This window comes from Microtetraspora sp. AC03309 (assembly GCF_020826795.1).
Classification (GTDB): Bacteria; Actinomycetota; Actinomycetes; order Streptosporangiales; family Streptosporangiaceae; genus Microtetraspora; species Microtetraspora glauca.
This window is the reverse complement of sequence record NZ_JADDIL010000029.1, coordinates 86,602-103,358: the sequence shown is the minus strand read 5'-3', so window position 1 is coordinate 103,358 and position 16,757 is coordinate 86,602. Positions and strand designations below refer to the sequence as shown.

Sequence of the window (16,757 nt, the reverse complement as noted above, 5' to 3'; positions counted from 1 at the left end):
CTCGCGGTGGCAACGGTGGCAACGGGGGCGCGATCGCCGGCGGCGGCAACAACAACGCCAACGGCGGTTTCGGCGGCAACGCCGACGCGGCAGGCCGGTTCGACGGGCTCATCGGGAACGCGGTGCTGAGATAGTCGGTCTCACTCAATTAGAAATCGGTGGCGTGCGCCGTTGCCGCACTCAACGATCGGCAGGAGGAACGGCGGAGGGACTCCGATCCGCAGGACCTGAACGTCCACGATCGGTTGGCTCTTGCCATCTGGTGGAGGACCGCGAACAACCTGCCGGCTCATAGAGGAGCCGGCCTGCTGATCTACACCAGAGCGCCCCGCCCCTTTCGCCAGGGTGCGGGGCGCTCGACTGTGTGCGAGGCCCTACCGCTGGGGCCGGCCGGGCCGTGGTGCGCACCGGCGGTGCGGGTGCTGAGGCGGGGCGAACGCGCCGCCGGGGAACATCTGCCCGGTCCGCACCGGCCCGGAGTGGCCGACGCTGTCGGGACCGAACTGGAACCACACCTGGAAGGCGGCGACCGCCAAGGCGAACAAGAAGATCGCCAAGGCGAACAAGGGCCTGCCGCCCGATCAGCAGCGGGTACCCGTCCCGGGCTACACGCCGCACGACTGCCGGCACACGGCGGCGAGCCGGTTGGTTCAGGCGGGGGTGCCGCTGTACGACGTGAAGGCGTTGCTGCGGCACTCCTCGATCCAGACGACACGGCGGTACGCGCACCCGGCTCCGGACGCGCATGACGCGGTGGAGAGCGGCTGGTCAAAGATCATCGCGCACCAGGAGCGCACGACCCCCGGCAGAAGGTCTGGGGATGGCGGTTGACGTGCGGGTTCTGCTGATAGACGTGTACCCGATGACCCATCATGTGGAGTGCGTCGCGCTCCTGGTCAAGGACTGAGCGCGGGCGCGGGGCGCGCGCGGGGTGCGTGGCAGCAATTGGACGAGTCCGGCGACGGCCAGGGCGACCGCGATCAGGTAGACCAGCCCGTGCTGGAAGGCCCGCGTCATGCCGTCGGACAGGCCGCCGTAGAAGACGATGCCGACGATGCCGACCCCGAGCGCCCCGCCGACCTGCTGCGCCGTGGTGAGCGCGCCGGCGGCGGCCCCGGCGTGGTGCGGGGCCACCCTGGCCAGGACGGTGCTCATGATCGGCGCGAGTGCGAGACCCATGCCGAACCCGTCGACGATCAGCGCGGGAAGCAGCCATCCGACCGGCGCGTTCCCGCCGACCGCGACGAGGAGGGCGGTCAGGCCCAAGGCCCTGGTGAGCCCGCCGACGGCGATCACCTGGCGGCCGAAGCGGGCCACGAGGCGGGGTGCGAGCAGTGACGCGGCCAGGTAGCCCCCGCCGATCGGCAGGAAGATCAGCCCGGCCTGGAGTGCGTCGAACCCCCTGCCCTCCTGGGCGTACAGGGCGAAGATCAGGAAATAGGCGGACATGCCCATCGTGAACGCGAGATAGGTGAGCAGCCCGGCGGTGAAGGCGCGCTCCCGGAACAAGGTCAGGTCGATCAGGGGCGACGGGTGCCGCCGCCTGCCGTACGCGAGGAAGAGCACGGCGGCGAACGCGAACGACAGCCAGGTCCACATCGGCCAGCCCTGCTCACGCCCCTCGATCAGCGGGAGCAGCGTCGCGACCAGCCCGAGCGTGATGAGGGCGGTGCCGCCGAGGTCGAGCCGGACCACGCCGTCGAGACGGCTCTCGGGGACCAGCCGTCCGGTGACCGCGAGGGCGGCGACGCCGATCGGCACGTTGATCAGGAAGCAGGCCCGCCACCCCAGCCCGAACAGGTCCGCCTGGATGAGCAGGCCGCCGATGAATTGGCCGAACACCGCGGCCAGACCCATCGTCAACGCGTACGCGTTGACGGCCCTGGCCTGGGCGGTGCCGCTGTAGGCGGTGCGCAGGATGGCCAGCACCTGCGGGGAGAGCAACGCGGCCGCCGCGCCCTGTGCCACGCGGGCGACGACCAGCGTGGCGGCGTCGGGGGCCAGACCGCACGCGATCGAGGCGAGCGTGAACAGCGCCAAGCCGACGGCGAACATCCGGCGGCGGCCGAAGATGTCGCCGAGCCGCCCGCCGAGGACGAGGCCGGAGCCGTACGCCAGGGCGTATCCGGCCACCACCCATTCGACGGCGGCGGTGCTGGCGTGCAGGTCACGCTGGGTCGTGGGGATGGCCACGTTGACGATGAAGAAATCGAGGATCGTGATGAAAACGCCGGTCAGCACGGTGGGCAGAGTGCCCGGGCGGGGCATGGCCGCTCCTGTAGATAGAACGATCGGGATACGCCGGATGATTAGATAGAACAGTTGATCTACTGTCAAGTCCGTGCCAGAATCGATCCGTGACGACGAGACCGGGGCCGCGACAGCGGCTGCTCGACGCGGCCCGCGACCTCACCTACGCGCAGGGTGTGCACGTCGGCGTGGACGCGATCCTCAAGGAGGCCGATGTCGCGCGCCGCTCGCTCTACCAGCATTTCGGAGGGAAGGACGGGCTCATCGCCGAGGTGCTGCGCACCCACCCCGGCGAGGCCCGCTACCGCGAGGTCATGGACGCGGCGGGTGACGAGCCGCGCCTGCGCGTGCTCGCCGTCTTCGACGAGCTGGAGAAGATCACCACCCGGCCGTCGTTCCGCGGCTGCCGCTACACCTCGGCCGACCTCGCCCTCGCCGATCCGGGCCATCCCGCTCACGCGGAGACCCGTGCCTACAAGGACGGGCTCCATCGGCTCTTCGCCGCCGAGCTGACCGGGCACGGCCATCCCGACCCGGATTTCGGCGCCGACCAACTCCTCGTGCTCATCGACGGAGTGCTGGCCCACGCCGTCACCCGTCCCGACGCGCATCCGGCCCTGGCCGCGCGGGCGACGGCGGAGTTCATCATGGACCGTTCATCCAGGACGTGATCCACGTCGCCGCATGACGGCCGTGCCGGTGGCCGCCGCCAGGTCCGCGGGCACCTCGCGGACGCCGCTGATCATCGCAACCAGCGGCATGGCCATAAAACATCCGCAAATGGTGATCAAATTAGCGAAACCGGTATATCCGGACGCTTCGGACGGGGAATCCAAGCTCCTGCACACCTTCCGACGCGGCCCGACGAGCGGGCGGTCACGATCACGGGGGAAGCATGAAGCAGGAGAAGAAGATCACATCGGAGATGCAGAAATGCATCGACATGTGCATGGAGGCCCACAGCTGTTGTGAGCAGACCATGACGCACTGTCTCCAGCAGGGCGGCAAGCACGCCGACATGGCGATGATGGGCGCCCTGATGGACTGCTCCGACATGACCCGCATGTGCGGCGACATGATGATGCGCCAGTCGCCGATGGCCATGGACATGGCCGGCATGTGCGCCCGGGCCGCGGACAGGTGTGCCGAGATGGCCATGCCCATGAGCTCCGGCGACCCCATGATGCAGAAGTGCGTGGACGCGTGCCGCGCGTGCGCCCAGGCGGCCCGCGCCGTGGCTCCTGCCCGCGCCTGACCTCCGCCCGGCCGGCGGCCGACCCACCGCACCCCGCTCCGCGATCCGGAGCGGGGTGTCGTGAGCCCGACGGCCGGGCTCCGCCCCCTCCTACGCGTACGACCAGGAATTCCAGGCGGTGACCTGGATCATGATGACGGGACCCGCGGGCGGCCGGTCCCGATACTGGGCGTACTTCCCGGCGAGCGAGGCCAGGGCGGGGGCTCGCTCCGCGTCGTCCTCGGCGATCGTGGCGTATCCGTCCGCCCGGACCCACCACAGCTCGTCCCAGTTGTCGGCGTAGTGGTCGGCCAGCACGCACACGTTCGGGTTCTCCCGTATGTCGCGGATCCGGCGCAGGTTCGTGGTGGTCTTCGGCTTGTGGTCGACCGCCGTGACGATCGTGTCGCCGTCGAGGGCGAAGGTGATGGGCACGAGATGGGGGACCCCGGCACCGCTCACCGTGGCGAGCCTGGCCACCCGCGCGCCGCCCAGCAACCGCCGTGCGTCCATTCCCTCATTGAAGCAGTGGCGGAAAGGTCACGACGCGGTGGAGTCCAGGATCCGGCCGACCTCGTCACGGGGGCGGGCGCCGCGCACGGACACCCAGGCCAGGCCGGTCCGTTCGCGGAACGCGGCCAGCCGCCGCGCCTGGCCCGCACCGAGATCCTGGGACGCGGCCAGTACCGGTACGAGTCCCATCCGCTGCCATCCCGCCCGGCCGTCCACATCCAGCGCGTACGGCAACTGGGCGTGGACGGTCCTGGCCGCGACGGCCAGCCGGCGCAGGTTGCCGGACGCACCCGGCTGGAAGGGCACGAGCAGGTTGACCGCGCGGATGTCGACGCCCGCGGCCCGGGTGGTGCGCAGCATGGCGCTGTCGGCCGCGGAGAGGCCGGACTCCGAGGCGGGGAGCGTGAAGGTGACGCCGAGCGTGCGCCCGCTCGCTGCGGCTTCCCGCTGCAGCAGGCTGATCGCCACCGCACGACGGCCGGTCGCCGTCGCGTCCGACGAGTCACGGACCTCGAAGTCGATGACGGCGGGAGCGAACGAGCCGATCACGCGGCGGTAGGCCGCCAGCAGGCGGTCCATGTCCGCGCAGGTGGCGGAGAGCTCGCGTCCCGAAGGGCCGCCGAAGGCGAGACCGGCGTCCCCGCCCCCCGCCCGGAGGGAGCCGATGCCGTTGGCGACGGGGTTGCCGCCCTGCTCGGTGATCCCGCCCCAGCGCGGGGTGCAGCCGTCCGGCCCGGCGGCGAGATGGCCGATGGTGTACCAGCCGGTCCCGGTGCGGCGGGCGGCCTCGGCCAGGTCGAACTCGGGTTCCCGTACGGCGTCCACGAAGACGACGTAGCCGGAGGGGCCGCCGGTCCGCGTCACCGCCGGGACAGTCGTGGCCGGCTCCGTCGTGGCCGGCTCCGACGTGCGCAACGCGACGGCGGAGCTCGCGGTCACCCCCGGCTCGGGGACATGCGCGACGGGGGTGGCGGACCAGTCGGGGCGGGCCTGTGCGGGCAGCAGCCAGAGGGCGTATCCGGTGCAGGCGACCAGGGCGGTCGCGGCCAGGGCCACCAGGGATCGTGGAGGTGTTCCCGGCTCGCGCTCCCGCCGTACAGAATTCACCGTTCACCACCCTGAGTCATATTGTGGCTACTTTACGCGCATGATGCGTGGACCATATCAACCACGCCCGGACGGCCGGGGAGATAATGACCGGATGAAGCTGAGGATCTTCACCGAGCCGCAAGAGGGCGCGACGTACGACGATCTGCTCGCGGTGGCGCAGGCCACGGAGCGGCTCGGATTCGACGCGTTCTTCCGTTCCGACCACTACGCACGGATCGGGGCCGGTGATCCCGGCCCCGGTTCGACGGACGCCTGGGTGACCCTCGCGGGTCTGGCCAGGGAGACGTCGCGCGTCCGGCTCGGCACCCTGGTCTCGCCGGTGACGTTCCGGCTGCCCGGCCCTCTCGCCATCAGCGTCGCGCAGGTCGACCAGATGAGCGGCGGCCGGGTCGAGCTCGGCCTGGGCACGGGCTGGTTCGACCGCGAGCACGCCGCCTACGGCATCCCGTTCCCTCCGGTGGGTGAGCGGTTCGAGCGGTTCGAGGAGCAGCTGGAGATCGTCACCGGGCTGTGGGGCGCGGCCAAGCCGTACTCGTTCCAGGGCGTGCACTACCGGGTGGAGGACTCCCCGGCGCTGCCCAAGCCGGTCCAGCGCCCCAGGCCGCCGATCATCATCGGCGGTGGCGGCGCCCGCAGGACGCCCAGGCTCGCCGCCCGGTTCGCGGACGAGTACAACCTGCCGTTCGGGAGTCTGGAGGAGACGCGGTCGGCCTTCGGGCGGGTGCGCGAGGCGTGCGAGGCCGCCGGACGGGAGTCCATGGTGTACTCGGCCGCGCAGACCGTGTGCGCGGGTAGGGACGAGGCCGAGATCGCCCGTCGCGCCGCCGCTATCGGCCAGGACGTGGCGGCCCTGAGGGAGGGTGGTCTCGCCGGGACGCCCGCCGAGATCGTGGAGAAGATCGGGAAGTTCGCCGAGATGGGCGCGGAGCGGATGTACCTCCAGGTCATGGACCTCGCCGATCTCGACCACCTGGAACTGATCGCGGCCGAGGTCATGCCGCACGTGTGATCCCCGCCGCGACCTCCGGTCCTCCGGGCACGGACGTCACGGATCACGAGGAATCGGGTGGAAAGACAAAGAGAAGGTACGGAATGCTTAATCCGTGCTTCTCACGATCTCGACCGTTTCCTCCGTGACGTCCGGCCCGGCGACCGATCTCGGCTTCCTGCTGCACAAGCATCCCGAACGGGTGCAGGAGTTCGGCCAGTCGTTCGGCACGGCCCGCGTCTTCTATCCGGAGGCCACGGAGCGGCGGTGCACGGCCGCGTTGTTGCTGGAAGTGGACCCGGTCCGGCTCGTGCGCTCGCGCGGCAAGACCTCGCCGGACTTCAGCCTGGGGCAGTACGTCAACGACCGTCCGTACGCGGCGTCGTCGCTGCTCGCGGTGGCGCTCGGAGACGTCTTCCGTACGGCCAGGACGGGGCGCTGCAACGCGCGCCCCGAGCTCGCGGCGCATCCGATGCCGCTGGAGATCTGCCTTCCCGCGCTGCCGTGCCGCGGCGGCGTTGCTCTCGCCCGCCGGCTGTTCGAGCCGCTCGGCTGGGAGGTGGAGGCGACCGCCGTCCCCCTCGACGAGGGATTCCCCGAGTGGGGTGAGTCCCGGTACGTACGGCTGTCGCTGCGCGGCGAGGTGCGGCTGGCCGACGCGCTCAACCACCTGTACGTGCTGCTTCCGGTGCTCGACGACGCCAAGCACTACTGGCTGGCGGGCGACGAGGTGGACAAGCTCGTCCGCGCGGGTGAGGGCTGGCTGGCCGTGCATCCGGAGAAGGGGCTGATCACCCGGCGCTACCTCGGCCGCCGCAGGGCACTGGAGCGCACCGCCTTCGCCCGGCTGGCCGAGCTCGGTGACGATGTCGAGGAGGCCCTGGAGCCCCCTCTGGACGAGGAGCTCACGCCCGACGGCGGGGCCGGTGGGGAGGCGGGAGAGCTCGCGGAGTCCGCTCCCGCGTCTGGTCCCGAACCGGAGCCCGTGCCCGCGTCCGCGCACGAACCCGTCTCCGCGTCCGCCGCGTTCGCGGCCGTCGCCGACGGCGCGCCCGCTGAGGGGGCCGCGGCCGGATCCGAGGACGTTCGCGTCCCCTTGAACGTGCTGCGGAGAGAGGCCGTCGTCGCCGTCCTGGAGGAACTCGGGGCGCGTACGGTGATCGACCTCGGGTGCGGCTCCGGCCAGTTGGTGTCGGCGCTGCTGGCCCGGCCGGTGTTCGCGAGGATCGCGGGCACCGACGTGTCCACGCAGGCACTCGCCATCGCCGCGCGCAAGCTCAAGCTCGACCGGATGCCGGACGCGAAACGGGCCCGCCTCGAGCTGTTCCAGGGCGCGCTGACCTACGCCGACCCACGGTTCGCCGGGTACGACGCCGCCGTCCTCATGGAGGTGATCGAGCACGTCGATCCACCCCGGCTGCCCGCCCTGGAGCGGGTCGTCTTCGGTACGGCGAAGCCCGCGCACGTCGTCGTGACCACGCCCAACGTGGAATACAACGTGCGCTACGACTTCCTGGACAGCGTCCATGGCGGGGGCCGGGCGATGCGTCACCCGGACCACCGGTTCGAGTGGACCAGGGCCGAGTTCGCCTCCTGGGCCTCGGCGGTGGCGGGCCGGTACGGGTACCACGTCGAGTTCAGGCCGGTGGGTGAGGACGACCCGGAGGTCGGGCCGCCCACCCAGATGGCGGTGTTCAGCGTGAAGGCGGACGCGACGGCGGACTCCGTGAAGGACGCCACAGCCACAGAGAACGCCGCAGAGAACGCCGCAGAGAACGCCGCGAGGGACGTCACAGAGGGCACCACGGCCGTCGTGACGGGGGAGAGGAGCGAGGGCGATGGTTGAGGTCAAGGTCCCCGAGACCGGGCTGGTGGTGCTCGTCGGCGTCTCCGGGAGCGGGAAGTCGACCTTCGCCGCCCGGCATTTCGCGCCCACCCAGGTGATCTCCTCGGACTTCTGCCGGGGTCTGGTCTCGGACGACGAGAACGACCAGTCGGCCACGCCCGACGCGTTCGACGTGCTGCACTACATCGTCGGCACCCGCCTGCGGCGCGGCCTCCTCACGGTCGTGGACGCCACCAACGTGCAGTGGGACGCGCGTAAGAAGCTGGTCGAGCTGGCCAAGAGCCACGACGTGCTGGCCGACGCCGTCGTGCTCGACGTCGCCGAGAAGGTGGCCGTCGAGCGCAACGCCGTACGGCCGGACCGGGACTTCGGGCCACGGGTGATCACGCGGCAGAGCAAGGACCTGCGGCGCTCGCTCAGCCGGATGTCCAGGGACGGCTTCCGCCGGGTCCACGTGCTGCGCGGGGACGAGATCGACCGGGCCGTCGTCACCTACGAGAAGTCGTGGACCGACAAGACCGAGCTGACCGGCCCGTTCGACATCATCGGCGACGTGCACGGGTGCCGCTCGGAGCTGGAGACGCTGCTGCGCTCCCTCGGCTGGGAGGTCACGGCCGTCGGCGCCGTGCACCCCGAGGGGCGTACCGCCGTGTTCGTCGGCGACCTCGTCGACCGCGGGCCCGACACCCCGGGCGTGCTGCGCCTCGTCATGGGCATGGTCGCGGCCGGAACCGCCCTGTGCGTGTCCGGGAACCACGAGCAGAAGCTCGTCCGCGCGCTCGGCGGGCGCAAGGTCAGGGTCGCGCACGGTCTCAAGGAGTCCCTGGAGCAGCTCGCCGCCGAGCCGGAGGAGTTCCAGCGGGAGGCCAGGGCGTTCATGGACGGCCTCATCAGCCACTACCGGCTGGACGGGGGACGGCTCGTGGTCGCGCACGCCGGGCTCAAGGAGGCCTACCACGGGCGTGCCAGCGGCCGGGTGCGCGCGTTCGCGCTGTACGGCGACACGACGGGGGAGACCGACGAGTACGGCCTGCCCGTCCGCTACCCGTGGGCCGAGGAGTACCGGGGCCGGGCGATGGTGGTCTACGGCCACACGCCCGTCCCGGAGCCGGAGTGGATCAACAACACGATCTGCCTGGACACTGGGGCCGTCTTCGGGGGCAGGCTGACCGCCCTGCGCTACCCCGAGCGTGAGCTGGTCTCCGTACCGGCGGAGCGGGTCTGGTACGAGTCGGTCCGGCCGATCGGGGCGCCGGTGGGCCGGGACCCGGCCGCGCTGCGGATCGGCGACGTGAGCGGTACCCGCTACGTGGACACGAGGTTCGGCGGCCGGATCAAGATCAGGGAGGAGAACGCCGCCGCCGCTCTGGAGATCATGAGCCGGTTCGCGGTGGACCCCCACTGGTTGGTCTACCTGCCGCCGACCATGGCGCCGCCGGAAACGTCCACGCTCGACGGTTTCCTCGAACACCCGGCGGAGGCGTTCGACGAGTTCGCCAGGGCGGGTGTCACCCGCGTCGTGTGCGAGGAGAAGCACATGGGGTCGCGGGCGATAGCCGTACTGGCCCGGACCCCGGAGGTGGCGGCCAAGCGGTTCGGCGTCACCGACGGGAGCGCGGGCGCGGTCTACACCCGCACCGGCCGGCCGTTCTTCGGCGACCATCGCATGGGCGAGCTGATCGACCGGCTGCGCGCGGAGGTGCGCCCCCTCTGGGACGAGCTGGTCTCGGACTGGGTGGTGCTCGACTGCGAGCTGCTGCCCTGGTCGGCGAAGGCGGAGGCCCTGATCCGCGGCCAGTACGCCTCGGTCGGGGCGGCGGCGCGGGCCGCGCTGCCCGACGCGGTCGCGGTGCTCTCCTCGGCCGCGGCGCGCGGTCTCGACGTGGGTGACCTGCTGGAGCGCACCCGCCGTCGCCAGGACAACGCCGCCCGCTTCCGTGACGCGTACGCGCGGTACTGCTGGCCGGTGTCCGGTCTCGACGGCGTACGGCTCGCGCCGTTCCAGATCCTCGCGTGCGAGGGGCGGGCGACGGCCGTGAGCGAGCCGCACTCCTGGCACCTGGACCTGCTGTCCCGGCTGAAGCCGGAGCCAGGCGTGTCCCTGCTCGCGCCGACCAGGCACGTGTTCGTTTCGCTGGACTCCGAGGAGGAGCGGGCGAAAGCGATCCGGTGGTGGTCGGAGCTGACCGAGGCCGGCGGCGAGGGCATGGTGGTGAAGCCGGTGGACCACACGACGGGCCGGGTCCAGCCGGGCGTCAAGGTGCGCGGGCGCGAGTACCTCCGGATCATCTACGGCCCGGACTACACCGAGTCGCTGGACGTGCTGCGGCACCGGTTCCTCGGCAGGAAACGTTCGCTGGCGCTGCGGGAGCACGCGCTCGGCCTGGAGGCGCTCACCCGTCTCGCCGAGGGCGAGCCGCTGTGGCGCGTCCACGAGCCGGTCTTCGCCGTGCTCGCGCTGGAGTCCGAGCCCGTGGATCCGCGGTTGTGACCCCGGAACGGATCGGCGGGCCAGAGCTCGGGGGAGCCGGGATGCCGGGCGAGCGTGGGGACGACGGCGCCGGGCCGGACGGTGCCGGGCCGGACGGCGCCGGGCCGGACGGTGCCGGGCCGGACGGTGCCGGGCCGGACGGTCTGGTGCCCCGGCACCTGATCCTTTCCGTGGTCATCGGGTCACGGGCGTACGGTCTGGCCACCGCGGCCAGCGACGTGGACCGGCGGGGCGTCTTCGTGGCGCCCACGCCGATGTTCTGGCGCCTGGACAAGCCGCCGACCCACGTGGAGGGTCCGCGGCCGGAGGAGTTCTCCTGGGAGGTCGAGCGGTTCTGCGCGCTCGCCCTGGAGGCGAACCCCACCGTCCTGGAGTGCCTCTGGTCGCCGCACGTCGAGCACGTCACCGAGACCGGCGCCCGGCTGCTGGCGATCAGGAAGGCGTTCCTCTCGGTACGGGCCGAGAGGAGCTTCATCCGGTACGCCGACACCCAGTTCCGGCGGATTACTCCGGAAAGGCCGAAATGGAAGCAGGTGATGCACATGATCAGGCTGCTGATCAGCGGCCGGCACCTGATGCGCGAGGGCGAGCCGCTGGTGGACATGGCAGAGCACCGGGAGCGGCTGCTCGCCGTGCGCCGCGGCGAGGTCCCGTGGCCGGAGATCGTGCGCTGGCGTGACGACCTGCTCGCCGGCCTCGTCGCCGACCCGGCCCGCGCCGCGTACGGAGGCGGGACACCAGGCGGGCCCGGGTCCGGCGGGTCCGGCGTGCTGCCCGCGGAGCCCGACCGGGCCACGGTCGAGGAGTTCCTCGTCGATGTGCGTAGGAGTGCCCTGTGACCGTGATCCCGCCCGCCTGGCTCGCGGAGGTCTGCGCCGAGGAGCCCTACCCCCTGCTGTTCGCGACGATCAGCGGCGCCCACCTGTACGGGTTCCCCTCGCGGGATTCGGATGTGGACCTGCGCGGAACGCACGCGCTCCCCGTCGAGGAGATCGTCGGCCTGCGTACCGGCGAGGAGACGATCAGCAGGTCATGGGAGCGGGACGGCGTCGAGGTCGATCTCGTCACCCATGATCTGGTGAAGTTCTGCCGCCTGCTGCTGACCAGGAACGGCTATGTGATGGAGCAGCTCCTGTCCCCGCTCGTGGTGGCGTCGTCCGCCGTCCACGAGGAGCTGGTCGCGCTGGCCCCGGCGTGCCTGACCCGGCACCACGCCCATCACTACCTCGGCTTCGCCCGGACCCAGTGGCGGCTCTTCGAGCGGATCGGCGAGCTCAAGCCCCTGCTGTACACGTTCCGGGTGCTGCTGACCGGGCTGCGTCTCATGCGCTCCGGCGAGGTCGTCGCCGACCTGACCCGCCTGTTCCCCGAGGGGCCGCCGTACCTGCCGGATCTGGTCGAGGCCAAGCGCTCGGCCGAGCACGGCCCGCTGCCCGGCGACGGTCCCGATCCCGTACGGCTCGCGCACGACGTGCGGGCGCTCACCGCGTCGCTGGAGGAGGCGAGGGAGACGTCGGAGCTTCCCGACGCCGCCACGGCCGGCGCGGCCGTACACGATCTCGTGGTGCGGGTCCGGCTCGGTCAGCCCATCTCCTCCAGCGCGCGGCCCTTCGTCTCGCGGATGCAGCGGACCACGAACACCGCGGACAGCGCGGCGAAGAACGCGTAGATCAGATAGGTGACCGGCAGGTTCCAGGCGGACAGGCTGGGGAACGTCACCGTGACCAGCCAGTTGGCCAGCCACTGGGCGGCGGCGGTCACCGACAGCGCGGCGGCGCGGACGCGGTTCGGGAACATCTCGCCGAGGAGCACCCACACCACCACGCCCCAGGACAGCGCGAAGAACAGGACGAAGAGGTTCGCCGCAACCAGCGCGATCGCGCCCCTGTCGCCGGGCAGCGTGACGGTCGCGCCGACCTTCACCGCGGAGCTGAACGCCCATGAGGCGGTGGCGAGCGACAGCGCCATGCCGATGGAGCCGGTGATGAGGAGCGGCCTGCGCCCGATCCGGTCCACCAGGGCGATCGCGATGAGCGTGCCGACGATGTTGATGACCGAGCTGGAGAAGCTGATCAGCAGCGAGCCGCTCTGGCTGATGCCGACCGACTGCCACAGCGCGGACGAGTAGTAGAAGATCACATTGATGCCGACGAACTGCTGGAACATCGAAAGGACGATCCCGGCCCAGACGATCGGCAGCAGGCCCAGCCGGTGGCCGCGAAGGTCGGAGAGGCGGGGCCGCCGCTCGCTCCGAAGCACCGACTCGATGTCGGCGACCCGGCCGTCGAGGTCCACCGTCTCGCCCTCGACCCGGGCCAGGACCGTACGCGCCTCGTCCAGGCGGCGTGCGGCGATGAGGAACCGGGGGGACTCCGGGATCAGCAGCGCCAGGGTCAGGTAGACGCTCGCGGGCACGACGCACGCGATGAGCATCCACCGCCACGCCTCGAGACCGGCCAGCACGCCTCGGACGTCGCCGCCCGCCACCTCCGCGAGCACGTAGTTGACGAGCTGGGACACCGCGATGCCCAGGACGATCGCGAGCTGCTGGAACGAGCCCAGCCTGCCCCGGTAGGCGGCGGGAGCCACCTCGGCGATGTACGCGGGACCGATCACCGAGGCCATGCCGATGGCGATGCCGCCGAGGACCCGCCAGGCCGCCAGATCGTAGATGGCGAACGCCAGACCCGAGCCGATGGAGCTGATCGCGAACAGGCCGGCCGCGATCCGCATGACCGGCAGCCTCCCCAGGCGGTCGGCGAGCGATCCGGCGAACCAGGCGCCGAGGGCGGACCCGAGCAGCGCCGAGGACACGGTCGCGCCGATCTCGACGTTCCCGACGGCGAACCGCTTCTGGATACCGGTGACGGCACCGTTGATCACCGCGCTGTCGTAGCCGAAGAGGAAGCCGCCGATGGCGGCGGCCGCCGCGATGAAGACGACCCGCTTCAGGGTCCCCCGTGTGCCGGAAACCGGCATCGCCCTCATCCGTCCCCCTGACGGCCCGACGATCTTGTGGCCGTCCTCTACCCCGGCGGGGGCGACTGGAACGCGGTTAGCATCGGAGGGTGCCTCCCGCCGTGCCGCCGACCCGCGCCGATCTCGACGCCGCGCGGGACACCACGATCGACGACGTGCTCGGGCCCGGTCTCGACGTGCTCTTCTGCGGCATCAACCCGAGCCTCTACTCGGCCGCGACGGGCCACCACTTCGCCCGGCCGGGGAACCGGTTCTGGCCCGCACTCCACCTGTCCGGCCTCGTGCCCCGCAGGCTCGTGCCGTCCGAGCAGCACCTGCTTCCCGGCTACGGCCTCGGCATCACCAACCTGGCGCCCCGCGCGACCGCCCGCGCGGACGAGCTCTCGGCGGAGGAACTGCGGCAGGGCGCCCTACGGCTCTCGCGTCTGGTCGCGGAGACCGGCCCGCGGGTCGTGGCCGTGGCCGGGGTGTCGGCGTACCGTCTCGGCTTCGGGCGGAAGAAGGCGGAGATCGGACGCCAGGAGGAGGAGATCGCGGGCAGCGAGGTGTGGGTGCTGCCGAACCCCAGCGGGCTCAACGCGCACTGGAGCCTGGACGGCATCGCGGCCCAGATGCGCCTGCTACGCCGTTCCTCCTGACCTTCCGGGCGGAACTCGTCGGCACCGCGCGGGCGTCGGCACTCCGCCGGGTGCCGTTCTTTCAGCGCACGCCGCCTGCAGGGAGGTTCCGCAGCGCGACCGGGTCGGTGACGCCCCCGGGGCAGTAGGCGGCGCCGACGTCCCACCCCGCCCGGCGTGCTCCCGCCTCGTACGCGCTGCGCAGGAAGTCGAGCGCGGTCCCGCGCGGGTCGGCGGCCACGCGGGCGTCCGCGTAGGGCAGGATCGCCAGGTGGCTGCCCCGCAGCGGCGTCCAGCGGGCCTCCGGCGGTCGGAGAGGCTCCTGTTCGAGGCCCGGCGGTTCCGGCGCGGTGTAGGAGTAGAAGGCCGGCTCGGGCAGGTTGGGGTCGCCGAACCAGAATCCCGCGCTGATCACTTCCCTGGAGTAGGCCTCGCGGGTGACCGAGTCCACCTCCGGTCCCTGGTCCACCTTCTTGTCGGAGAACAGGGTGACCGCGATGTCGAAGGTGTGCCAGAAATGGTGGACCGGGCTGACCTTGCCGGAGAAGTCCGCCGCGAAGCGTTCGAGCACCTGGGCGACCTGGCTGAGGACCTGCCAGTAGCGGGTGACCATGGCGGTGTCGTAGGCCCGGTGGACGGTGTCCTCGGCGAAGGGGATGTCGTCGTCGAGGTCGAAGGGCGTCGCCCGGATGGACACGTCGACGCCGAGCCGGTCGAAGATGCGGAACAACTCCCGGTAGAAGGACGCCACGGAACGGCCGGGCATCGAGAACGAGGCGGTACGGCCGTCGATCACGTTCACCACGAGCCTGTGGTCGACGAAGTCGAAGTCGATGGCGAACACGGGGATGTCTCCCACGCCGCCCATCGGGCGCGTGGTGATGCCCCGCCCGGTCAGGTGGAAGGGGACGTTCCACCAGTGGTTGCGGCGGACGCCCTCGGCCAGGCGTATCTTGCCGACGATCTGCGCGAACCGGTGGACCGTGGCCTTGCTGTCGGACCAGGCGCTCAGCGGGATGTCGGGAAAGACCTCCATGGGACCACCTCTTTCAGCCGAGTTCCCCACATAGCCGTGCATCCCCTGGAACGTGTCATGGCAAGGCCATCGGAGGGGAGCACGATGTTCTGCGCGTTGTTGCCGCGCGGCACAACTCGGCGACCGGTCCACCCACGGGCAGCGAGCGGCGAACGGGGAGCAGCGGCCCGCGGGAAGTCCGGTGGCGAGTGAGGGCCCGTGAGGGAAGTCCGGCCGGTGGGGGGACGCCGGACCTCCCGCGTGCGAGTCGTGAACTCGATGGGACTTCGCGGGGACGCGATGTCGCCGGTCAGGGCCCGATCCGGCCGCCGTGCCGGGGACGCCGGTGGGACCGGCGGTGGTGGACCATCCCCAGCAGGGCCATCGCCATCCAGGCGAAGAAGAACAGCTTGAACGCGGCGAACAGCGGCCACATCGCGCCGGACACGAGGGACACGGCGACCAGGGCCGACAAGACGAGGAAGGCGGCGGGCGGCGGGCCCCCGCGCCGCCGCGCCTCCGCCGCGCGGTGGCTCCACGGCCCGAGACCCGGTCCACGGCCGCCGGCCCACGGGGCGGGGAAGCCGTACCCGCCGGCCGACGGGCCGGGGGAGCCGTGTGCACCGGGAAGGTCGGCGGTCACCTGGCGGAGATCGCCCTCGGTCCGGGCGGCGAGGGTCGCGCCGAGCCGCTCGTCCAGTTCCTCGCGGGTGATGCGGCCCTGGACGAACGCGTCGTGCAGGGCCGCCGTCACCTCGTCGCGCTCCCGGTCTCCGACGCGGAGCCCGTCGCGCGGCGTCGGCGGTCGCTCGGACGGCGCCATGTCGATCACCTGACCTCTCCGAACGGGGAAACCTGCGGTGTGGTCCTGAGGGAGGAGGCCATCTCGGGTCACTCCTCGTCGGGGTCGCCGTCGGCCAGGATGTGGTAGAGCTTGCGGCGGGTCTCGGCCAGCACCTGCCTGGCCTGCCTGACCTGGCCCTCGCTGCCGGTCTGCGCGATCTGGAACAAGGCCGAGGCGGCCTGGCGGGACAGGTCGAGCAGCTCGTGCACGTTGTCACCGATGTCCGGGGTCATCTCCTCCCAGGGAGCGCGGACCTCGTCCTGATGCTCGGTGATGTAGGCCAGGCCGGCCTCGGTCAGCCGGAACGTCTTGCGGCCCTCGGTCTCGTCGGCGCGGACCAGGCCCTCGTCGGTGAGCTGCTGGAGCGCCGGGTAGACCGCGCCCGGACTGGGCTTCCAGCCGCCCTGACTGCGCTGGGCGATCTCCTGGATGATCTGGTAGCCGTTGCGCGGCTCCTCGGCGAGCAGGGCGAGGATCGCGGCGCGGACGTCGCCCCGCTTGGCCTTGCGCCCCCGGCCGAAACCGCGCCCGCCGAACGGGAAGCCGGGCCCGCCGAACGGGCCTCCGGGACCGAAACCGCCGCCCCAGGGACCGCGCCCCCACGGACCCCCGCGGTGCCGGTGCTCGTGCGGGCCGCCCTCGCCGTGCTCTCCGTGCGCGCCGGGGTTGCCGTGCGGCATGCCCTCGCGGTGCCCGGAGTGCCAGGCCGCGGCACCCCTGAGCATCGCCTCGCGAACCGCGTGCCGCATCCCTCTGCGGAGGTGGTGGTGCGGACGGGCCCACGGCCCGCCCATGGCATACGCCGGATTCATGATGGTTCTCCTCATGTGTTCGATTGTTCTGCGATGCTTCGACGATATATCGAGAACA

The 16,757-nt window shown here is 71.6% G+C and carries 17 protein-coding genes; 9 read left to right on the top strand and 8 right to left on the bottom strand.

The features are described 5' to 3' along the window. Positions 1–374: 374 nt before the first annotated feature. The gene (locus tag IMZ11_RS19130) at positions 375–557 is read right to left on the bottom strand and encodes a hypothetical protein (RefSeq protein WP_228643313.1); all 183 of its coding nucleotides are present in this window, start codon (positions 555–557) and stop codon (positions 375–377) included. On the opposite strand from IMZ11_RS19130, the gene IMZ11_RS46735 reads away from it, so the two are divergent. Beyond that, positions 490–831, top strand: a complete 342-nt coding sequence (locus tag IMZ11_RS46735) for a tyrosine-type recombinase/integrase (protein WP_374462350.1) — start codon at positions 490–492, stop codon at positions 829–831. The two genes, IMZ11_RS19130 and IMZ11_RS46735, sit on opposite strands and share 68 nt — an antisense overlap. A 39-nt stretch (positions 832–870) precedes the next feature. On the opposite strand, the gene IMZ11_RS19125 is transcribed toward IMZ11_RS46735, so the two are convergent. Next, positions 871–2,268, bottom strand: coding sequence for an MFS transporter (locus IMZ11_RS19125; protein ID WP_228643311.1), 1,398 nt, complete (start codon positions 2,266–2,268; stop codon positions 871–873). A gap of 89 nt (positions 2,269–2,357) precedes the next feature. Between IMZ11_RS19125 and IMZ11_RS19120 the strand changes: the two genes are divergently transcribed. Beyond that, positions 2,358–2,921 (top strand): TetR/AcrR family transcriptional regulator, encoded by a 564-nt coding sequence (locus IMZ11_RS19120; RefSeq protein WP_228643309.1) that lies wholly within the window; start codon positions 2,358–2,360, stop codon positions 2,919–2,921. Positions 2,922–3,145: 224 nt separating this feature from the next. Then, positions 3,146–3,505 carry a hypothetical protein gene (locus IMZ11_RS19115; protein ID WP_228643307.1) on the top strand — a complete coding sequence of 120 codons (360 nt, stop codon included), beginning with the start codon at positions 3,146–3,148 and terminating at the stop codon, positions 3,503–3,505. A 90-nt stretch (positions 3,506–3,595) separates the two neighbouring features. Here the strand turns inward: IMZ11_RS19115 and IMZ11_RS19110 are convergent, their stop codons facing one another. Then, positions 3,596–3,997 (bottom strand): TIGR03668 family PPOX class F420-dependent oxidoreductase, encoded by a 402-nt coding sequence (locus tag IMZ11_RS19110; RefSeq protein WP_228643305.1) that lies wholly within the window; start codon positions 3,995–3,997, stop codon positions 3,596–3,598. 27 nt (positions 3,998–4,024) lie between these two features. Next, entirely contained in the window at positions 4,025–5,104 is a 1,080-nt protein-coding gene (locus tag IMZ11_RS19105) for a hypothetical protein (RefSeq protein ID WP_228643302.1), read from the bottom strand. A gap of 94 nt (positions 5,105–5,198) precedes the next feature. Between IMZ11_RS19105 and IMZ11_RS19100 the strand changes: the two genes are divergently transcribed. The 5 genes from IMZ11_RS19100 to IMZ11_RS19080 all read left to right on the top strand — a co-directional run bounded on the left by IMZ11_RS19100 (position 5,199) and on the right by IMZ11_RS19080 (position 12,101). Further along, positions 5,199–6,116: an LLM class F420-dependent oxidoreductase gene (locus IMZ11_RS19100; RefSeq protein WP_228643300.1), complete on the top strand. Its 918-nt coding sequence runs from the start codon at positions 5,199–5,201 to the stop codon at positions 6,114–6,116. A gap of 94 nt (positions 6,117–6,210) precedes the next feature. Further along, on the top strand, positions 6,211–7,941 hold the full coding sequence (locus IMZ11_RS19095; RefSeq protein WP_228643298.1) for a 3' terminal RNA ribose 2'-O-methyltransferase Hen1: 1,731 nt from the start codon (positions 6,211–6,213) through the stop codon (positions 7,939–7,941). Beyond that, positions 7,934–10,432, top strand: a complete 2,499-nt coding sequence (locus IMZ11_RS19090) for a polynucleotide kinase-phosphatase (protein WP_228643296.1) — start codon at positions 7,934–7,936, stop codon at positions 10,430–10,432. The genes IMZ11_RS19095 and IMZ11_RS19090 overlap by 8 nt, the downstream gene beginning before the upstream one ends. 41 nt (positions 10,433–10,473) lie before the next feature. Further along, complete coding sequence (locus tag IMZ11_RS19085) at positions 10,474–11,271, top strand: DNA polymerase beta superfamily protein (RefSeq protein WP_228643294.1); 798 nt, start codon at positions 10,474–10,476, stop codon at positions 11,269–11,271. Then, complete coding sequence (locus tag IMZ11_RS19080) at positions 11,268–12,101, top strand: DNA polymerase beta superfamily protein (protein ID WP_228643292.1); 834 nt, start codon at positions 11,268–11,270, stop codon at positions 12,099–12,101. The genes IMZ11_RS19085 and IMZ11_RS19080 overlap by 4 nt, the downstream gene beginning before the upstream one ends. Here IMZ11_RS19080 and IMZ11_RS19075 read toward each other — a convergent pair. Further along, entirely contained in the window at positions 12,014–13,411 is a 1,398-nt protein-coding gene (locus IMZ11_RS19075) for a sugar porter family MFS transporter (protein WP_228643290.1), read from the bottom strand. The genes IMZ11_RS19080 and IMZ11_RS19075 overlap by 88 nt on opposite strands. 89 nt (positions 13,412–13,500) lie before the next feature. Here IMZ11_RS19075 and mug point away from each other — a divergent pair, with 89 nt between their 5' ends. Next, entirely contained in the window at positions 13,501–14,049 is a 549-nt protein-coding gene (mug, locus tag IMZ11_RS19070) for a G/U mismatch-specific DNA glycosylase (RefSeq protein ID WP_228643288.1), read from the top strand. Between the two features lie 61 nt (positions 14,050–14,110). Here mug and IMZ11_RS19065 read toward each other — a convergent pair whose 3' ends face one another. The 3 genes from IMZ11_RS19065 to IMZ11_RS19055 all read right to left on the bottom strand — a co-directional run bounded on the left by IMZ11_RS19065 (position 14,111) and on the right by IMZ11_RS19055 (position 16,699). Beyond that, complete coding sequence (locus IMZ11_RS19065) at positions 14,111–15,064, bottom strand: DUF5996 family protein (RefSeq protein ID WP_228643286.1); 954 nt, start codon at positions 15,062–15,064, stop codon at positions 14,111–14,113. A 289-nt stretch (positions 15,065–15,353) separates the two neighbouring features. Beyond that, positions 15,354–15,866: a DUF1707 domain-containing protein gene (locus tag IMZ11_RS19060; protein WP_228643284.1), complete on the bottom strand. Its 513-nt coding sequence runs from the start codon at positions 15,864–15,866 to the stop codon at positions 15,354–15,356. A 68-nt stretch (positions 15,867–15,934) separates the two neighbouring features. After that, positions 15,935–16,699 (bottom strand): PadR family transcriptional regulator, encoded by a 765-nt coding sequence (locus IMZ11_RS19055; protein WP_228643282.1) that lies wholly within the window; start codon positions 16,697–16,699, stop codon positions 15,935–15,937. Between the last annotated feature and the right edge of the window lie 58 nt (positions 16,700–16,757).